We start from the raw sequence: 17957 nt of genomic DNA on the forward strand, positions 1-17957 counted from the left end.
CGGCGCGGGTGTCCGGACACCCGCTCTACCTCGGCGACCGGGCACTGGCGAGGTAGAGCGTGTGTCCGGACACGCGCTCTACCTCGGCGCGAGGACAGGGGCTGCCAGGTCGCCTACGTCAGGTGGTCGAAGTCGCCGCGGGTCCAGGCCGCGTGACGTTCCGCCGAGCGCAGCACCATCTCGCGGGCGTCGGTCGGGATGACGCCCCGGAAGTTGTTGTACAGCCTGTCGAACTCGAACCGCCCCACGTGGTGCGCGACCCGCTGGACCACGGGCCCGGACAGCGGGATCCGGTTCGGGTAGCTGCGCATGAACGACACCGACGTCCGGTCCGGGTTGGCGAAGATCGTGTCGCCGCTCAGCAGCACGCCCTTCCCTGACGCGCCCGCCGTCCAGTGCGCCACCGAGGAGCCGGGGAAGTGCCCGCCCGGCTGGCTCAGCGTCACCCCGGGCAGGATCTCCCGGTCGCCCTTCCAGAGCTCGACGGCGTCGTCGGACCGGGCGAGCCAGCCGGCGTCGGCCTCGCTGACCAGGATCGGGACGCCGCCGAGCCGGCGGCTCCACTCGACCTGCACCCCGTACATGTGCGGGTGGCTGGCCACGATGTACGCCAGCCCGCCGAGGTCCCGGACGGCGTCGACCGCCGCGTCGTCCACGTAGCCCGGGACATCGAACATGAGGTTCCCCCGCGCGGTGCGGACGATCTTCGCGGTGGGCCCGATCCCGACGTCAGGCACGGTGGTGAGGCCGAACAGGTCGGGCTCGAGCTCCTCCACCGCGACGCTCTGCCCCTCGTCCGCGAGCTCCTCCAGCGTGGTCCACTGCTGCCCGTCGGCAGGTACCCACTGGCGTTCGTCCGCGCAGACGGCGCACACCTCGGGTCGGGACTCGTGCTCAACGCCGCACGTGCGGCAGATCCAGAACGTCATCGTCAGGTCTCTTTCGTCGGGCTGGTGCTGCATCCCCTGCAGCGGCACTGCCCCGCCACGATGCGCCCGCGTAGTGGTCGTGTCCAGCAAATCCCCGCCGGACGCGAGGATCTTCGGTCGCTCACCGGGCGTGGCGTTCCGGTGTGTCGACACGTGAATCGTTTCGGATCTTTCCAGGGTCTGGCGTCGGAGGGGTGAAATCCATACGCTCGTGACCACGTGGGTCTACAACGTTGTAGGCCGCTGTTCTCAAGGAGGAGTGACCATGGCACCAACGTCACGGCGTCGCCCTCGGCTTCTCGCCGCGGGAGTCCTAGCACTGTCGGTAGTCGTCTCCCTGCTCACCGTGCCGGGGGCAGCGGCCGCACCCGTCGGAACTGCGGCCACTACCGTCGCCGGTACGACGGCTGGCGGCACAGCGGCCGGTGGTACGACGGCGGTCGCGGCACTCGCCGCTGCCTGCGGCGACGGCGCGGACGCCCTCGTCACCGGGAGCCAGTCGTCCGGGTTCACCGCTACCTATCGCGGGCGGACCGTCTACCAGGGCCAGTACTACATCAACGCCATCTGGGCGGCGCTGGGGGCGCTCGACCCGAACCGCACCAGCCAGGAGAAGGTGTCGGTGATGGCCAGCGCGTGGATCGGCAACAACACGATCAGCCTGCCGAGCCACACGTCGTTCGAGGTCTGCGGCACGCTCGACACCGGCTACGTCGCCGGGCGGGGCGCGATCCAGGCCGTGGGGGTCGAGGACGTGTCCATCCCCTACCTGAGGATCACCGGGGCGCCGTACTTCGGCCTGCGCTTCGCCGACGTGCACGGCCTGCACCTCGGCCAGATCGACATGCGGATGACCGGCGGCATCGGCATCCGCTTCGAGCGTGACCTGCCCGGCAGCACGAACGTGCGCATGGACTCGGTCTACGCGTCCGGCATGCCGGGCCATGCCATCGAGACCTGGCACATCAACGGCCTCACGATCGGCACCGTCACGGCGCGGAACGTCGGCGAGTCGGGGCTTCTGATCCAGGGCACGAGCAACGCCACCATCGGGACGGTCGACGGCGACAACGTGGCCACGGGCACCGGTTACGCCACCTTCCGCATGGCCAACGCCAACGGACCGAACATCACGGTGAACCATGTGAGGTCGCGCGGCGGCGGCCGGGGCGTGTTCTGCGTCTCGAACTCGCGCGGCGCGCGGATCAACTCGGTCGACCTCGCGAACAACGGCAACAACTCGATCCTCATCGAGAACTGCTCGGACATCACCATCGCAGGCGGGACCGTCAACGGGGGCGGCGAGGTGCGGCTCGCCGCGCGTACGGAGTTCCCCAACAACCGGAACATCCACATCACGCTCCGCGTCGACAACACCTCGGTGCGGGAGTCGCCGTGCGGCGAGAACACGACGTGGACCCTCACGGGCAACGGCTCCCGCAACATCTGCTGACCCTGCCGGCTCTGTCTCCGTCTGAAGAGGGAAGCGGTCATGCCCCCGGAGTTCCTACTCTGGGGGCATGGCCGATGCTCTATCTCCCCTCGACGCCCGGCATCCTGGCGCGCCCCGCCCCGGTGCGCCCCGGTCTGGCGCGCCCCGCGCCGACGAGGGCGCGGTCGCCCGTGTGCTCGACTGGTTCGGCGTCGACTCCGACTGGGAGCGCGTCCCCGCCGGGCGTGACGCCTACCGCAGGGACCTGCTGCTGGGTGCCGGCTTCGCGGTGCTGGCGGCGGTCTCCATCGAGCTGGGCCGCAGCATGGGGATCTTCGAGGACGTGACCGAGCCGCTGTGGCTCGTCTACCTCCTCGGGGTGGTCAGCACCCTGCCGCTGGCGTGGCGCCGCCGCTACCCGCTGGTGTCCCTCGTGCTCGTGTACGGGTCCTTCCTCGGGCTCGGCCTGACGATCCCGGCGATCACCGTGCTCATGCCCATGCAGGTCATGTACTTCGTCGCGCTGTTCACGGCGGTCGCCTGGGCACGGGACCGGCGGGCGATGCTCGTGGTCGTGAGCGCCTGCGTCCTGGTGATGTTCACGTGGCTGGTCTGGATGTTCGCGGTGCAGCAGGGCATCGAGACGCTCCTCGAGGAGTTCCCGACCCGTGAGGACTGGCCCGGCGTGATCGATCCGTACCTCGCGAACAGCGTCTACCAGTTCATCGTCAACATCGCGTTCTTCGGCGGCGCGGTGGTGGCGGGCCAGATGCAGTGGAACGCGGCGCGGCGCCGGCAGCAGCTCACCGACCAGTCGGTCACGATCGAGAAGCAGGCGGCGGCCCTCACCGACCAGGCGATAGTCGCCGAGCGGGTGCGGATCGCACGCGAGCTGCACGACGTCGTCGCGCACCACGTGTCGGTGATCGGCATCCAGGCGGCCGCCGCACGGCGGGTCCTGGACCGCGACCCGGCCCGCGCGGCGGAAGCGCTCGTCACCATCGAGCGCGAGTCCCGCGAGGGTGTCGCACAGATGCGGAACCTGGTCGGCACGCTCCGTTCGGTGCCCGACGTCGGCGGCGCGGGCTCGTCGCCCGGGCCGGACGGCGCGAGCTCCCGAGCGCCCGAACCGGGCCTGGCCGACCTCCCAGCCCTGACCGCCGCCGACCACGACGGCCTCGACACCACGTTCCGGAAGGTCGAGGAGCCCGCGGGCGCCGCGGCTGACGTGCCGGACCCGATGGGGCTCAGCCTCTACCGAACCGCCCAGGAGGCGATGGCCAACGTGCGGAAGCATTCGACCGCCCGGTCGGCGACGGTCACGCTGCGTGTGGTCCGCCGTCCGGAGACGCAGGCGGGGCGGCAGTTCGAGCACGGCTTCGCCGAGGTGGAGGTGCTGGACGACGGTCGCCCACGTCACGGCACGTCCGGCTCCGGCCTCGGGCTGCTGGGTATCCGGGAACGGGTCGCCACGCACCAGGGCATGGTCGAGATCGGACCGCGCGCGACGGGCGGCTACCGCGTCCGGGTGCGGCTGCCGCTGCCCGCTCCGGATTCCGGTGCGGCGCCGACGGCGCCCGCCACACCCGCAGCGGAAGAGGCGGCGGCTCCGGCCGAAGCCTTGCCCGCGGCCCGGACGGAGGCCGTCGGATGACGCGCGTGCTGCTGGTCGACGACCAGGCGCTCGTGCGTTCCGGCTTCTCTCTCATCCTCTCGGTGGAGGACGACTTCGAGGTGGTCGGCGAGGCGGGCGACGGCGCTACGGCCATCGAGCTGACCCGTGCCCTGCGGCCCGACATCGTGCTGATGGACGTCCAGATGCCCGTCATGGACGGTATCGAGGCCACACGTCGGATCGTGGCGGAGGACCTCGCGAAGGTGCTGGTCCTGACGACGTTCGACCACGACGAGTACGTCTTCGACGGGCTGGCGGCGGGAGCCTCGGGGTTCCTGCTCAAGAACTCCGACGCGGAGCACCTGGTCGAGGCCGTGCGGACGGTGGCGGCCGGCCATGCGCTGCTCGCACCGCAGATCACGCGACGGGTGATCGAGCAGATGGTCGCGGGGGAGCGGCAGGCGCCGTCCGAGCGGAGACCGCCGGACGACCGGACCCCGTCGGCAGAGCTCGACGTGCTGGTCGAACCTGCCGGGACCCATACCGCGAGGCAGCAGATGGCGGCCCCGGCCGGCCTCGCTCTCCTCACACCGCGCGAGCGCGAGGTGCTGGAGCTGGTGGGCACCGGACTGTCGAACGCGGAGATCGCGTCGACCCTGTATCTCGGCGAGGCGACGGTGAAGACCCACGTCTCCAACGTGCTCGCCAAGCTGCACGTGCGGGACCGGGTGCAGGCGGTCGTCCTGGCCCACCGGGTGGGCCTGGTCTGACGCGGGACGGGTCGTTGCCGTCCGGCCTGATGTCATCGACCGCCGACATCGAGGTGGATATCACGGACCGTCGATATCCGCCGTGTTGAATTGGAGATATATCCCTTTCCCGGCGGTTGCGGAAAGGGCCGGAGAAGCGAGGCCCTGGGGAAAGGGCCTCGCTTCTCTGCGATGGGTTACACCGGTGAGTTTTCGGAAAACCGGACTATTCGGTCGGCTCCGTGGAAGGCTCAGGTGAAGGCTCGGTCGACGGGTCCGGAGAAGGATCCGTCGAGGGTTCCGGCGACGGCTCGGGTGTGGGCTCCGTGGTCGGCTCCGGGGTCGGCTCTGCCGGCGGCTCGGTCGGTTCCTGCGACGGCGGGTCCGTCGGCTCTTCCGACGGCGGGTCGGTCGGCTCCGGTGTGGGAGTCGGCGTCGGCGTCGGAGTCGGCGTGGGCGTCGGCTCCGGGGTGGGGGTCGGCGTCGGAGTCGGGGTCGGCGTCGGCGTGGGCGACTGCGTCGGCGGCTTCGTCGTGGGCGGGCCCGAGGGGTTGCCGGGCGGCGTCGGCCGAGAACCGTTGCCGAGGTCGATGCCAGGCAGCGGTGCCATCGTGAAGCCGCCGCTTGGCTGGTCAGGCCGTGAATCGGCCATGTGCCGGGGGACGTACGTCGACGCGGGCGGCGGCGTGTACGTGAACTGGCTCTGCCCGGAGCGCGAGCGCACGTCGACCGTGCCGTTCTCCCCGTGGTTGGACGTGGCCTCACGCTTCACCATCATCGGCGGCAGGCCCTGCAGCACATCTGGCACGGCAGGTGCGGCCGTCGTGTCCCGGTCCTGGTCCGGTCCTGGCGGCTGCACGGCTACGGCACCGACGATCCCCGCCGTCAGCACGAAGGCTGCGGCAGTCCCTGTGACGATCAAACGCTTGCGCACGCTTAGCTCCCCCTGCGGGTTCAGATACTGCGTTGTGCCCTCTGTCCTGGCGGTCCGGTCCCTCTGTCCCGGACCCCACGACGTCCTCCGGAGCGAAATGCTCATTCCTCCGTGGACGGGCTGACGAACCTTTCAGCGCCACTCTCGTTCTTATGGCGCTCCGGATGGGACAATACGTGGCAGAACGCCATCGGCAACCGGTACGTGTAATACCAGGTCAATGGGTAGGCGCGCGGACCGTGGTCGGCAGAATGTCACGAGATCGGCAACTCGAAATGCCGATCTTCTGCCGTTTTGCCGACCACGTCGGCGAACAGCGCCCGCCGGGAGGCGGAGGGAGGTCCCTCTTGCGGTGGATCCTTCACCCGCGTCACGGCTCTAGCGTGACTGCCATGAGCGATCTGGAGGTGCGGGACCTGACCCGCGTGTTCGTGTCGGGCGGAGCGTCCCGGAGAGCGGTGGACGGCGTCAGCTTCACGGCGAGGTCGGGCCTGCTCACGGGGTTCGTGGGGGCCAACGGCGCGGGCAAGACGACGACCATGCGGATGATCATGGGAGTGCTCGCGATCACGAGCGGTGAGGTGCGGTTCGGCGACGAGCCGGTCACCCGGCACGACCGCCGCGAGTTCGGGTACATGCCGGAGGAACGCGGCCTCTACCCGAAGCAGCCCGTGCTGGACCAGCTCGTCTACCTGGCACGTCTGCGGGGCATCGCGGCGCCCGTCGCGCGTCGCGAGGTGGTGGAGCATTTCGACCGGCTGGGGCTGGCGGACCGTGCGAAGGAGCACGTGGAGAAGCTGTCGCTCGGCAACCAGCAGCGTGTGCAGATCGTCGCGGCGATCATGGGCCGGCCCAAGGCGCTCGTCCTGGACGAGCCGTTCAGCGGCCTCGACCCGGGGGCCGTCGACGCCATGGTCGACCTGCTGCGCGAGCACACGCGGCGCGGGGTGCCCGTGCTGTTCAGCTCGCACCAGCTCGATCTCGTGGAGCGCCTCTGCGAGCGGCTCGTCATCCTCGGCGGGGGCCGGCTCCTCGCGGACGGCACACCCGACGGCCTGCGCGCCCAGGGCGTGACCAGGCACCGGTTGGTCCTGTCGGGTGACGCCGGCTTCGTCCGGGGCGTGCCCGGCGTCCTGGCAGTGGACGTGGACGGCACGTCCGCGCTGGTCGAGGTGGACGACGACGCCGCGGCCACCCGCCTCCTGTCCGCCGCCCTGGAGCGGGGCGCCGTCCAGGAGTTCTCCCCGGTGCGGCCGACTCTGGCCCAGATCTACCGCGAGGTGACCGCGTGAGCCGGAGGCGCAGCGCAGGGTGGGGGCCGAGGAACGAGGCACGCGCCCGGAGCGGAGCCGCAGGCTCACGCGGGAGCGAACACCGCGTGAGCCGGAGCGGAGCCGCTGACTCACGCGGCAGAGGAGATGGCATGAAGAACGCATGGATGCTGGTGGCGACCCGCGAGATCGTGGTGCGGGCGCTCAACAAGGGGTTCCTGATCGGCCTCGTGGTCAACGTCGTCATGATCGGCGGACTGATCGGCTTCACGTCCTACATGGACGGCCGCACGGAGTCGTTCGACGTCGCGGTGGTCGCGGAGGACGAGCCCGCCGCGACCGCGCTGGAGTCCGCCGCCGGGGCCGCGGCCTCGGACGACCAGGACGTCGAGCTGACCGTGGTGCGCGTGGACTCCGCCGCGGCGGCAGAGGCGGCGCTCGAGGACGAGAGCGCCGACGCCTGGCTCAGCTCGGGCGACGGCGACGCGGGCGGCTGGACCCTGTCCGGGTGGCGGGAGCCCGACAACGACCTGGCGGCGCTGGTCGAGTCCACGGTGCGCGACCAGGTGATGGCCGACCGGGCGGACGCCGCCGGTACCACCATCGACGCGCTCACGGCAGGCAGCGACGTCGAGACCGAACGCCTCGACGGCAACCCGGTGGACCCGCAGATCGTGTTCGTGGCCGGATTCGTGCTGGCGTTCCTGTTCTTCATGGGGGCCGTCGGGTCGGGCTCGATGATCGCGGGCAGCGTGATCGAGGAGAAGCAGTCCCGGCTCGTGGAGATCATCGCCACCGCCGTGCCGCTGCGGCAGCTCCTCGCCGGCAAGATCATCGGCAGCTCGGTGATCGCGCTGGCGCAGAACCTCCTGCTCGCCGGAGTGGGGCTCATCGGCGCCTCGTTCACCGATCTCTCGGCGATCCTGCCCGCGATGTCGGCCACGATGATCTGGTTCGTCGTCTTCTTCACCGTCGGGTTCGTCGCGGTGGCGGCCCTGTACGCGGTGGCGGGCTCGCTCGCGTCGCGCACCGAGGACCTCCAGTACACGACCAGCCCGCTGATGATGCTGATCCTCGCCGTGTACGTGGTGACCTTCTCGGCCGACGGCATGCTGGAGCGCGTCCTGTCGTACATACCGCCGGCGTCCATCGTCTCGATGCCGGTGCGGGTGCTGAACGGCGACGCGCTCTGGTGGGAGCCGCTCGTCTCGCTCCTCATCCTGCTGCTGGCAACGCTCGGTGCGGTGCTCCTCAGCGAGCGGGCCTACCGCGGGGCGCTCATGCAGACGGGCGGCCGGGTCAGCTGGAAGGCGGCCATGACCGCGGAGCGGGGCACTACCCTCGGGGCGTGACCGAACGCACTCAGCAGGACGACACCGGGAACGGGACGCCCGATCCGTCGAAGGTGCAGACCTTCGAGCTCATCGACGAGGTCCCCGGTGCCTCGGCGGGTCCGGCAGATGCCCCGGACGGCGACGGCCCGGACGGCGACGGCTCCGCCGCGCCGGAGCCGGACGCCGGAGCCGGCGAGCCCGCTGCTCGCGAGCCCGGCCGGGTGGCGCTCGCGCTCACGAGCGCCCGGGCCGCCGTCGGGCGGAACGTGCGGCGTGGTGGGTCGGCCGTCCGACGGCGGCTGCCCACCACCCGGCGCGGCAAGACGCTGCTGGTCGGTGGCACGGTGTCCGTCGTCGTGCTGGCCGTCGCGGCCGGGGTGCTGGTGGACGCACGGCTGCGTGAGCAGGCACTCCTCGCGACCCCGGCGGGGGTGCGGAACCTGGAGGCGAAGCTCACCGAGCAGTGGTCGATAGACCTGGAGAACCCGATCGCCTCGACGCTCGTCGAGATGCCGGGCGTGCTCGCGATCGCCGGTGACGCGAAGGCCCGTGGTGTGGACCCGGCGTCGGGCGAGGTGCTGTGGACCGTCGACCTGGAGGAGAACCTGAGCTGCGGTCCGTCGGCGCTCGTCGGCGTCGGCGAACCGTCGACCCAGGAGCCGGCCGACCCGCTCGTCTGTGTCACGTCTTCTGGTGAGGGCGACGAACGCGAGCAGCGCGTCACGGTCATCGACGCGGACGGCGCGACGAAGAGCCGGGAGCTCGACCCCGCTGCCGACGTCGTCCCTGTCGCCGGTGGTGGTCTGCTGCACTTCGAGATCGCGGGCGGCGGGACGGAGCAGCGTCCGGTAGTTGTCGACAAGCTGGGCGTCCCCCACCTGCCGAAGGACTTCGTCGGGCCGGACCTGACGGTCGGCGTCCAGGACGCCGTGACGGGTACGGAGCGGTGGAGCGACACCCTGACGTTCGGGGCTCCGCGGCCGGACAGCTGCATCACCTACGACGAGTCCGGCGCCCCGGTCCTCGACGTCGCCGGCGCGCTGGGCTGGGACCTGCACGGCGACGTGCTGGAGGTCCAGGGCTGCGGCGTCTCCGGTGCCTTCCTGCTCGACGGCACCCGGCTCGACGACCCGAAGGACACGGAGGACCCGCCCGCCGACGGCGTCGACACCGCGTCGTTCCTGTCCCTGCCCCACGGCGCCTGGGTCGGTCCCGACACGGCGGCGACCGACACCGCGACGGCCAACGACGTCGTGCACCTGGCGGACGGCGCCGCCGTCGACCTCGACGGTCACGTGCTCGTGCCGTGGGCGACCGACGGCCGTGATCCAGGGCTCGTGCTCGAGCGGGTGGGTGTGCGCACGCAGGCCAGGTCCACCTCCGCCGACGACCCGGGGGCGCTGCTCTGGTCCGCACCGCAGCTCAGGGCGACGACGCTGCTGGCGGAGGTGTCCGGTACCGCCGTCGTCCTGGACGAACAGGGGGCGGTGCGCGCCATCGATCTCGGTACGGGCGCCGACCGGTGGACCCTTGCCCCGAAGACGCTCTCGTTCGGCGACATGGCCTGGGCGGCCGAGTCGTCGATCTTCGGGGCCTACACGGACGGCGACACCCTGCTGCTCCCGGTGAGCGCCGACCCGAGCGGCGAGGCCTCCGGGCTGCGGCTGCTCGCCGTGGACCTGCGGGACGGATCGGTGCGCTGGGAGATCGAGCAGGAGACCCCGTACACGCAGCTCATCAGTGTCGACGGTCACCTGGCGCAGGTCACGCAGCACGGTGTGGTCGGCCTCGGCTGACCACACCTGGGATAGCCGGTCTCGCAGGTCACGCGGGTAGGCTCCGGCCATGCCACGGCCCGCCAAGCAGGAGTCCGTAGTCTTCGACCTGGTCGAGGTGAACGGGCCGGACGGCGACGCGTACGACGACGCGAACGGTGCGGCGGACGAGGTCGGCGGGCGCCCGGACGTCTCCGCCGAGCCCCGGCCCCGGCCGCCGGCCGGGCTCTCGGGGCTGCCGCGGCGGACCTGGGTGCTCGCCGCCGCGGCGGTGGCCGGCGTCGCGGTGACGGTAGCGGCGGTCGACCTCGTGCGGGACCACCGGCGTGCGGAGCTGATGCGCACCTCGCCGGTGGGCGTCGAGTCTCTCGCGGACCGGCCGGCGGAGACCTGGGCGGTGCGGTTCGACACGCCCGTCGACATGGGTCAGGGCACGTCCATGGACCAGCGGGTGGTGATCATGGACGGGCTGCTCGTGGTGCCCCCGACCGATGCGCAGAGCAACTGGGTGGACCCCGTGCCCGGGCCCGGCGAGCCGGTGCTGCCGGGTTTCGAGGAGGTGGTGGCCATCGATCCGGCGGAGGGTGGTGTGGCCTGGCGGGTCCCGCTCGGCGAGCGACCCACCTGCGGACCGACCGGCCACGACGCGTCGACGTCGACCGAGGTGCTGGTGTGCGTGCACGGCGCTGACGACGCGCGCGAGGTGCTGGTCATCGCCCCGGACGGAAGCACCCGGACGCGGTCCGTCGAGCTTGCCGAGGGCGAGCACGTGTTCCCGGGTCCGGACGGGCTTGCCGTGCGGGCGGTGCGAACGGGAGATCCGGCAGGGGCGGTGGAGTGCGACGTGTCCGGCACCTGCTCGTCCGGGTACCTGACCCCCGGCCGGGACGTGCGCGTGACCGCTGAGGACGCCGGGACCGGTGCGGAACGCTGGACGAGCCTCGTCGAGTTCGACCCGATGAGCTCGATGAGCTGCCAGGGGGCGTTCGACCCGGGCTGGCCGACCGCGGACCCGGCGACGGACCCGGACGTGGTGACCGTCGGTGCGGGGACCGAGACGGTGGTCGTCGACGGGTGCGGCGTGTCGGCGACGCTGTCCGCGTCGGGGATACGGCTCGACCTGGTGGGCGATGCCGGCCTGACCGACCCGGCATGGGTCACCGAGCTCGGCCCCGGCCGCTTCGCGGTGCAGAGCGAGGAGCTGGGTACGGCAGTCGTCGACGAGGCCGGCACGACCCTGCACACCCTGGACGGCTGGATACGGACCGACGCGACGTCGCCCGACGCGCCCGCCGACCTGTGGTTCGTCAAGACGACCACCGAGGAGTCGGGGTTCGAGGCGGTGCGTCAGGACGGGTCGGTGGCCTGGTCGGAGCGCTACGGCCGGAGCGTGCTGCTCGCCGGGCGGGACGTGGTGGTGGTCAACCGTGGCAACCGGGTGGTGGGGCTGGAGCGGGCCACCGGCGCGGAGCTCTGGAGCTGGAGCGGCGACGACCTGACCGAGATGATCCGGTCCCGCACCCTGACCGACGGGGAGACGGTGGCCCTCGAGTACCTGTCGCGGGACGGTTCGTCCGACGGGCTGCTCGTCACCCTCGACCTGGACACCGGCAGGCAGCTCTGGCACATGCCGCTGGCGGGCCCTGCGATCGCCGTCGACGGGCATCTCGTGGAGTTCACCCGGGAGGGCGTGCGCGGGCTCGGGTGACCTCTGCCGGAACGGCTGATCCGTGCGGCGCCCGGCGCTACGCTCGGCCGCATGGCGCGCGACCCGGACGAGGGTGATGCGTTCGTCTTCGACCTGGTCGACGACGACGCGGCGGCCGGTGACGTGCCGACGGGTGCTACCGGGCCGGGCGCGACACCCGATGCGGGGTTCGAGGCGGCCGACCCCGCGGCGTCGGACAGCCCGGGACGCAAGCGGCGGGCCGCCGCGCAGGCCGCTGCGGTCCTGGCGATTGTGCTGGGCACCGGGCTCGCCGTCGAAGGCATCCGCGACCACGCGCGGATCGAGCGGATGCGCGACCTCCCAGGGGGTGTCGCCGACGTGTCGGCACCGCTCGAGGAGACCTGGGTGTGGGCCGGCGCGGTGGGTTCCGGCGACAGCAGCACCGCGGACGTCGTGGTGCTCGGCGGAGTGCTGGCCTTCAGGTCCGACGACGGGCTGGTCGCACTGGACCCGGCCACCGGTCGGGAGGCGTGGACCGTGCGGCTCCGCGAGAACGCGGACTGCGGTCCGATGGTCTCGCCGGCCCGGCCCGATCCGGTGTCGGAGGCGCTGGTGTGCCTGCAGCGGACCGGAGACGGCACCGAGCGCGAGGTGGTCGCCGTCGGGCCGGACGGCGCGACGTCGGCCCCGCGCGTCCTCGACGCCGGCGACACGCGCCGGTACGGCCTGCCGCACGTCGGGCCGGACGGCACGGTGCTGCGTGCGAAGCGCACGGGACCGCCGTCGGCGACAGACCTCGGCGACGCGGAGTGCACGGCGGCCGGCGAGTGCTCCGGAACCGTCGAGACGGGCCGTGACCTGCTGCTCCGTGCCGAGGACGCGGCGACCGGCGCCGCGCGCTGGACGGTGACCGTCCCGTTCCGGCCGTCGGACGCCGTGCAGTGCGCGCGCACGTTCGGCGGGTCCTGGGGCGGCTCGGACACCCGGCTGGTGCTCAGCGGGCAGCTCACCCCGGACACCTTCGGCGCCCGGGTCACCCCGGGCCTCGTCGACCTGAACGGGTGCGGCATCGAGGCCTCCGTCACGTCGGACGGGGTGGTGCTCGGCACGGAGATCGAACCAGGCAGGGGCGGCGTCATCAGGCTGGGCGCGACCAGCTATGCGGGGGTGACCTTCGAGGGTGTGGCCCGCGCCCGCCTGTACGCGGCCGACGGCGGCGTCGTCGGCGAGATCGTCGGCTACCCGCTCGGCCCGGCCGCCACCGACGAGGTGGGCCCCGCGACGCTGCTCGCGGTCGACGAGCCCGCCCGCCGGCTGCGCGCCTACGAACCGGACGGCACACCCCGCTGGGACATCGTCCTGCAGTCGGGCGCGCAGGAGTTCCTCGCCCAGGTGGGTGACACAGCGGTCGTCACGTCCGGGGCGGGGACCGTGCGCGGGCTGGATCTGGCCACGGGCGTTGAGAGGTGGGTCTGGGACGGCTCGGCCGCGGTGTCGGCGGACGGCGGCGGGTACTTCGGGAGCGCCCACGTGGTGCAGGCCTTCACCGACGGCGAGTCCGTGCTCCTGCTGACCGAACGCGAGGCGGGCGGGGGGACGCAGGGCCTGGTGGCGCTCGACGCCGCCTCCGGTGCGGTGCTCTGGGACCGGCCGGGCGGCGGGCCGATCACCACGTTCGACCTGGCGGACGGCGGCACCGTCGAGCAGGGCGTGGTCGGTGACCTGATGGCGGTGGACGGCAACCTGCTGGAGGTCACCCCACGCGGTGTGCGTGGCCTCGGGTGACAGCCTCGGGTGACAGTCGTGGGTGAGCCTTGCGTGAGCCTTGCGTGAGACCGACCCGACCGGCATACGCTCGACCGCATGGCACGTGATCCGGAGCCGGGTGGTGCGTTCGTCTTCGACCTGGTCGACGACGGCGCGGCCGACCCCGCAGCCCCCCTCGCACCGCCTGCAGCGGCTGCCGTGGACGACCCGGACGGGGAACGGCCGGACGCGGACGGCGCCGTGCCCGGCGAGCCGTCGGCCGGGTCGGGCCGGATGCTCCGTGGCGCCGCGCCGGTCGCCGCGGTCCTGGCGATAGTGCTCGGCACGGGTCTCGCGATGGACGGCGTGCGGGACGCCGCGCGGTCGGAGCGGATGCGTGACGTCCACGGGGGTGTGGTCGACGTGTCCGCCCCGCTCACCGAGACGTGGGCCTGGGAGGGCGCGGTCGGCTCCCGGATAGCGGTCGAGGAGGGGCTGGGGATCGAGGTGGCGGTCCTCGGCGACGTGCTCGCGTTCGAGTCCGGCGCCGAGCTGGTCGCGCTCTCCGCCGCGACGGGGGCCGAGGCCTGGACGGTCCCGCTCGGCGCCGACCCCGACTGCGGGCCGACCGGTTCGACGGGCTGGGGTCAGGTGACGACGTCGGCCCTGGTGTGCCTGGGCGGCCCGGAGACGGACCGGGCGGTGACGGTGATCGGGCCGGACGGCGTGGTCTCGGCGCAACGCGTCCTCTCCGCCGCCGACACCCGCCGGTTCGGAGAGCCCCGGCCGGGGCCGGGCGGCACGGTGGTGCGCGCCGAGCGCACCGGCCGGGTGCCGACGTCGGGCCTCGGTGACGGCGAGTGCACCGAGCTGGGGGAGTGCACGGGGACGGTGCGCGCAGGTCAGGACCTCACGGTCCGGGCCGAGGACGCCGTTACCGGTGCGGAGCGCTGGCGCGTGACGATCCCGTTCCGGCCAACGCCCGCCGACCAGTGCGCCAACTGGTACGGCACCTCCTGGGACGGGTCGGGCACGGCCGTGAACCTGAACAGCATGCTCGATCCCGGTGGCTTCGGGGCCCGGGTCACCGACCGGCTGGTGCAGCTATACGGGTGCGGTGTCGAGGCCGTCATCACCGCGGACGGCGTGCTGCTCGGTACGGAGATCGAGCCCGGTACCGGCAGCGTGGAAAGCCTCCGCAGCGGCGGGTACACCAGCTACACGTACAGCGAGGACGTACGGACCGTCCTCTACGACTCCGCGGGCACCGTCGTCGGCGAGATCGACGGGTACGCCGCGGAGCCGAGCGCCGTCGACGGGTCCGGGCCGGACACGCTCCTCGGTGTCGGCGAGCCCGGAGCCAAGGTCACGGCCTACGAGGCGGACGGCACCCCCCGCTGGGACGCCGAGGTGACCACCGACGCCCAGAGCTTCCTCGCGCAGGCCGCGGGGACAGCGGTGGTCCTGACCGGCGGCGGGACGGTGCGCGGGCTGGACCTCGCGTCCGGCGAGGAACGGTGGGCGTGGAACGGCACGGCCCCCGACGAGTACGGGGCGGATCTCTACGTCTCCCGTAGCTTCACCGACGGGCAGTTCGTGCTGTTGGTCGTCGAGAACGGGTACGGCAGCGCCGGGCTGGTGTCCCTCGACGCCGTCTCCGGCGAGATGGCCTGGGAGCAGCACGGCGAGGACGCCGCCCTCGGTGGAGCCGGCCAGGTCGGCGGCAGCGGCCTGCTGGCGATCGACGGCAACATCCTGGAGGTCACGCCGGACGGCGTCCGCGGGCTGGGCTGACGTGCCGGCTGACGTGCCGGCCGACGGGGCCGGCCGACGCCGTGTCGGTGAGCCGTCCTATGGTGGGGCCATGGTGAAGATCGGCGCGCACGTGGACCTGACCGACGCGATCGGTGCGGCGAAGACGCTCGGCGCGGACACGGTGCAGGTGTTCCTCAGCGACCCGCAGGCGTGGAAGGTCCCGGAGCTCCCGTACGAGGGCGGTGCGGAGGCGCTTCGGGCCGACGCCGCCGCGGCAGGCGTCGACCTGTACGTGCACGCGCCGTACGTGATCAACGTGGCGTCCACGAACAACCGGATCCGGATCCCGAGCCGCAAGCTGCTGCAGCAGATCATGGACGGTGCCTCCGCGATCGGTGCGAAGGGCGTCGTCGTGCACGGCGGGCACGTCACCGCGAACGACGAGCCGGCCAAGGGCTTCGACAACTGGCGCAAGGCGATCGACGCCCTGGAGACCGACGTCCCGGTGCTCATCGAGAACACGGCGGGTGGCGACTACTCCATGGCGCGCCGGCTGGAGCGGATCGAGGAGCTGTGGGCGGCCGTGACCGCGGCGAACGGCGGGGACAACGTCGGGTTCACCCTCGACACCTGCCATGCCTGGGCCGGCGGGTTCGACCTCGCGACGGCCGTCGACGAGATCCGTGCGATCACCGGCCGCATCGACCTGGTGCACGCCAACGACTCGCGCGACGTCGCAGGGTCCGGTGCGGACCGGCACATCAACTTCGGCAAGGGGCTGATCCCGGAGGAGCTCCTGGTGGGGGTGGTCGCGGCGGCGGGTGCCCCGGTCATCTGCGAGACCAAGGGCGACATGGCGCCCGACATCGCCTGGCTGCGCGAGCGCCTGGGCTGACGCCGCGCAGGTCGAGCTTGCCGGGACCACCTGGCAGGATCGACGCATGGCAACGACGCAGCGGGTAGTGGTCACCGGCGCGAGCGGCAAGCTCGGCCAGTTCGTCGTCGAGCACCTGGTGGACTCGGGCTGGCACGTGGTCGCGACCGACCGGGTGGCACCCCCGCCGGGCAGCCCCGGCGACTTCACGGTGGCGGACCTGACGGACCTCGGCCAGGTGATCGAGCTCCTGTCCGGCGTGGACGAGGGACGAGCCGCCGACGCCGTCGTGCACCTGTCGGCGATCCCCGCGCCCGGTCTGGCGACCAACGCCGCGACGTTCCGCAACAACGTGCCCGGCACGTACAACGTGCTGCGGGCCGCCCAGGTGGTCGGCATCCGGAACGTGGTGACGGCGTCGTCCGAGACGGTGCTGGGCCTCCCGTTCGACGTGCCGCCGCCGTACCTCCCGGTCGACGAGGAGTACGACGTGCTGCCGCAGTCGACGTACTCGCTCGGCAAGTCGCTCGAGGAGGAGATGGCCAAGCACTTCACGCGCTGGGACCCGGAGCTGAAGGTCGTCGCGCTCAGGTTCTCGAACGTGATGCGCCCTGAGGACTACGCCCGCTTCCCGTCCTGGCAGGACGATGCGCAGGCCCGGCGCTGGAACCTGTGGGGCTACATCGACGGACGCGACGGCGCCCAGGCGGTGCGCCGCGCCCTGGAGGCGGACCTCACCGGGTTCGAGGCGTTCGTGATCGCCAACGCGGACACCGTGATGGAGCGGAACTCCGCCGACCTGGCGGCCGAGGTCTTCCCCGACGTGCCGCTCCGCCGTCCGCTCGAGGGCCGGGAAACCCTGCTGAGCATCGACAAGGCCCGCCGCCTCCTGAACTACGCCCCGACCCACACCTGGCTGGACCAGGCCTAGCCCGCTGAGTGCTGGGTATTTGTGGTCCTCAGCCCTCTTTTCGCGCAAATAGCCAGCACTCAACGGGTAGGGAGGGTGATCTGGTCGGGGGTTCTGATTTCTGACCAGGCGCGGGCTCGCGGGAGGCGGTGGATGGTGATGTCCGTCGGCCGGGTGCCCGACGGCGCCGGTGGCCGCTCCGCGAGCACGTCCGCCGCCGGGAGCGGCCCGAGGCCCAGCCGGGTGAGCGCCGCGACGTCGGCCACCGGCACCTGGTAGGTCCGGAACGGGCCCAGCGGCGGGATGCCGTCCCGGGCCAGGGCCTGCGCGGTGATGGCGTGGAGCTGGGCGTCGTCGAGCTGCGGCGTCTGGTCCAGCACGAACGCGGTCGCTCGCAGCACGTCACCAGGCCCCACCCACGCCACCACCTTCCAGAACAGGCGCGGGATACGGACGCCGCGGTAGAGCGGGTCGTCGGCCGCGAAGACCGGACCCGTCTGCACGGCCAGGCGGTGGTCATGGGCCGCGGCGTACGCGAGCACGTGGTCCTCGAGCCCGTTCCACAGCTCCTTGGACTGGTTGAACCTGTTCACCTGCGGCGCGGCGTTCGTGTAGGTGAACGTGTCACGGTTGGCCCGGGCGGCGGTCTCGGCGTCGCCCCACACGGGGTCGAGCCGGCGGACCAGGTGGCCGCGGTCGAGCGGGTTGTTCGAGTACAGCTCGCTGCCCGACTGCTCGCCGGAAGCCACCCGGTGGTCCAGCCGCCACCGGCCGCTGCGGCGCAGGGCGAGGAGCGTGGCGCCGTCGACCATGCAGGCGGTGGCCGCGGCAAGCCGGCGCAGCGGATCGAGCAGCACCGAGAAATGGGTGTAGTGCAGGACACGTACCTCGACGGACGAGACCGGAAGCGGGACGGTGAAACCGAGGAACTCTGCGTCATAGCCGGTCACAGGCAGACAGCCAA

Annotated in this window: 14 protein-coding genes; 11 read left to right on the forward strand and 3 right to left on the reverse strand. The window is 72.2% G+C overall.

Going from position 1 to position 17957, the window contains the following annotated elements; translation table 11 throughout:
* Positions 1 to 113 precede the first annotated feature (113 nt).
* Positions 114 to 929, reverse strand: coding sequence for a hydrolase (locus ACFWE2_RS08540; RefSeq protein ID WP_377223810.1), 816 nt, complete (start codon positions 927 to 929; stop codon positions 114 to 116).
* 265 nt (positions 930 to 1194) lie between these two features.
* Between ACFWE2_RS08540 and ACFWE2_RS08545 the strand changes: the two genes are divergently transcribed.
* The 3 genes from ACFWE2_RS08545 to ACFWE2_RS08555 all read left to right on the forward strand — a co-directional run bounded on the left by ACFWE2_RS08545 (position 1195) and on the right by ACFWE2_RS08555 (position 4746).
* On the forward strand, positions 1195 to 2382 hold the full coding sequence (locus ACFWE2_RS08545; protein ID WP_377223785.1) for a right-handed parallel beta-helix repeat-containing protein: 1188 nt from the start codon (positions 1195 to 1197) through the stop codon (positions 2380 to 2382).
* A gap of 67 nt (positions 2383 to 2449) precedes the next feature.
* Entirely contained in the window at positions 2450 to 4015 is a 1566-nt protein-coding gene (locus tag ACFWE2_RS08550; RefSeq protein ID WP_377223786.1) for a sensor histidine kinase, read from the forward strand.
* Positions 4012 to 4746: a response regulator gene (locus tag ACFWE2_RS08555; protein ID WP_377223787.1), complete on the forward strand. Its 735-nt coding sequence runs from the start codon at positions 4012 to 4014 to the stop codon at positions 4744 to 4746. Before ACFWE2_RS08550 ends, ACFWE2_RS08555 begins: the two co-directional genes overlap by 4 nt.
* A 205-nt stretch (positions 4747 to 4951) precedes the next feature.
* Here the strand turns inward: ACFWE2_RS08555 and ACFWE2_RS08560 are convergent, their stop codons facing one another.
* Positions 4952 to 5659, reverse strand: a complete 708-nt coding sequence (locus ACFWE2_RS08560; RefSeq protein WP_377223788.1) for a hypothetical protein — start codon at positions 5657 to 5659, stop codon at positions 4952 to 4954.
* A gap of 392 nt (positions 5660 to 6051) precedes the next feature.
* Here ACFWE2_RS08560 and ACFWE2_RS08565 point away from each other — a divergent pair, with 392 nt between their 5' ends.
* The 8 genes from ACFWE2_RS08565 (at position 6052) to ACFWE2_RS08600 (ending at position 17014) form a co-directional block, all read left to right on the forward strand.
* Positions 6052 to 6951, forward strand: coding sequence for an ABC transporter ATP-binding protein (locus tag ACFWE2_RS08565; protein ID WP_377223789.1), 900 nt, complete (start codon positions 6052 to 6054; stop codon positions 6949 to 6951).
* 131 nt (positions 6952 to 7082) lie between these two features.
* Positions 7083 to 8282, forward strand: coding sequence for an ABC transporter permease (locus ACFWE2_RS08570; protein ID WP_377223790.1), 1200 nt, complete (start codon positions 7083 to 7085; stop codon positions 8280 to 8282).
* Entirely contained in the window at positions 8279 to 10060 is a 1782-nt protein-coding gene (locus ACFWE2_RS08575; RefSeq protein WP_377223791.1) for a PQQ-binding-like beta-propeller repeat protein, read from the forward strand. The genes ACFWE2_RS08570 and ACFWE2_RS08575 overlap by 4 nt, the downstream gene beginning before the upstream one ends.
* A 49-nt stretch (positions 10061 to 10109) precedes the next feature.
* Positions 10110 to 11747 carry a PQQ-binding-like beta-propeller repeat protein gene (locus ACFWE2_RS08580; protein ID WP_377223792.1) on the forward strand — a complete coding sequence of 546 codons (1638 nt, stop codon included), beginning with the start codon at positions 10110 to 10112 and terminating at the stop codon, positions 11745 to 11747.
* A 51-nt stretch (positions 11748 to 11798) separates the two neighbouring features.
* Positions 11799 to 13493, forward strand: coding sequence for a PQQ-binding-like beta-propeller repeat protein (locus ACFWE2_RS08585; protein WP_377223793.1), 1695 nt, complete (start codon positions 11799 to 11801; stop codon positions 13491 to 13493).
* 78 nt (positions 13494 to 13571) lie between these two features.
* Positions 13572 to 15248, forward strand: a complete 1677-nt coding sequence (locus ACFWE2_RS08590; protein ID WP_377223794.1) for a PQQ-binding-like beta-propeller repeat protein — start codon at positions 13572 to 13574, stop codon at positions 15246 to 15248.
* A gap of 70 nt (positions 15249 to 15318) precedes the next feature.
* Positions 15319 to 16104: a deoxyribonuclease IV gene (locus ACFWE2_RS08595; RefSeq protein WP_377223795.1), complete on the forward strand. Its 786-nt coding sequence runs from the start codon at positions 15319 to 15321 to the stop codon at positions 16102 to 16104.
* Positions 16105 to 16150: 46 nt separating this feature from the next.
* Positions 16151 to 17014, forward strand: a complete 864-nt coding sequence (locus tag ACFWE2_RS08600) for an NAD-dependent epimerase/dehydratase family protein (protein ID WP_377223796.1) — start codon at positions 16151 to 16153, stop codon at positions 17012 to 17014.
* Positions 17015 to 17073: 59 nt separating this feature from the next.
* Here ACFWE2_RS08600 and ACFWE2_RS08605 read toward each other — a convergent pair whose 3' ends face one another.
* Positions 17074 to 17943, reverse strand: coding sequence for a DNA/RNA non-specific endonuclease (locus ACFWE2_RS08605; protein WP_377223797.1), 870 nt, complete (start codon positions 17941 to 17943; stop codon positions 17074 to 17076).
* Between the last annotated feature and the right edge of the window lie 14 nt (positions 17944 to 17957).

The sequence above is a fragment of the Promicromonospora sp. NPDC060271 genome (genome assembly GCF_042726755.1).
In the GTDB taxonomy this organism is placed as follows: domain Bacteria; phylum Actinomycetota; class Actinomycetes; order Actinomycetales; family Cellulomonadaceae; genus Promicromonospora.

Bases quoted from the DNA above. Each gene is read 5' to 3' on its own strand.
- ACFWE2_RS08540 (WP_377223810.1), bottom strand. From the start codon at position 929: ATGACGTTCTGGATCTGCCGCACGTGCGGCGTTGAGCACGAGTCCCGA.
- ACFWE2_RS08545 (WP_377223785.1), top strand. From the start codon at position 1,195: ATGGCACCAACGTCACGGCGTCGCCCTCGGCTTCTCGCCGCGGGAGTC.
- ACFWE2_RS08550 (WP_377223786.1), top strand. From the start codon at position 2,450: ATGGCCGATGCTCTATCTCCCCTCGACGCCCGGCATCCTGGCGCGCCC.
- ACFWE2_RS08555 (WP_377223787.1), top strand. From the start codon at position 4,012: ATGACGCGCGTGCTGCTGGTCGACGACCAGGCGCTCGTGCGTTCCGGC.
- ACFWE2_RS08565 (WP_377223789.1), top strand. From the start codon at position 6,052: ATGAGCGATCTGGAGGTGCGGGACCTGACCCGCGTGTTCGTGTCGGGC.
- ACFWE2_RS08570 (WP_377223790.1), top strand. From the start codon at position 7,083: ATGAAGAACGCATGGATGCTGGTGGCGACCCGCGAGATCGTGGTGCGG.
- ACFWE2_RS08580 (WP_377223792.1), top strand. From the start codon at position 10,110: ATGCCACGGCCCGCCAAGCAGGAGTCCGTAGTCTTCGACCTGGTCGAG.
- ACFWE2_RS08585 (WP_377223793.1), top strand. From the start codon at position 11,799: ATGGCGCGCGACCCGGACGAGGGTGATGCGTTCGTCTTCGACCTGGTC.
- ACFWE2_RS08590 (WP_377223794.1), top strand. From the start codon at position 13,572: ATGGCACGTGATCCGGAGCCGGGTGGTGCGTTCGTCTTCGACCTGGTC.
- ACFWE2_RS08595 (WP_377223795.1), top strand. From the start codon at position 15,319: ATGGTGAAGATCGGCGCGCACGTGGACCTGACCGACGCGATCGGTGCG.
- ACFWE2_RS08600 (WP_377223796.1), top strand. From the start codon at position 16,151: ATGGCAACGACGCAGCGGGTAGTGGTCACCGGCGCGAGCGGCAAGCTC.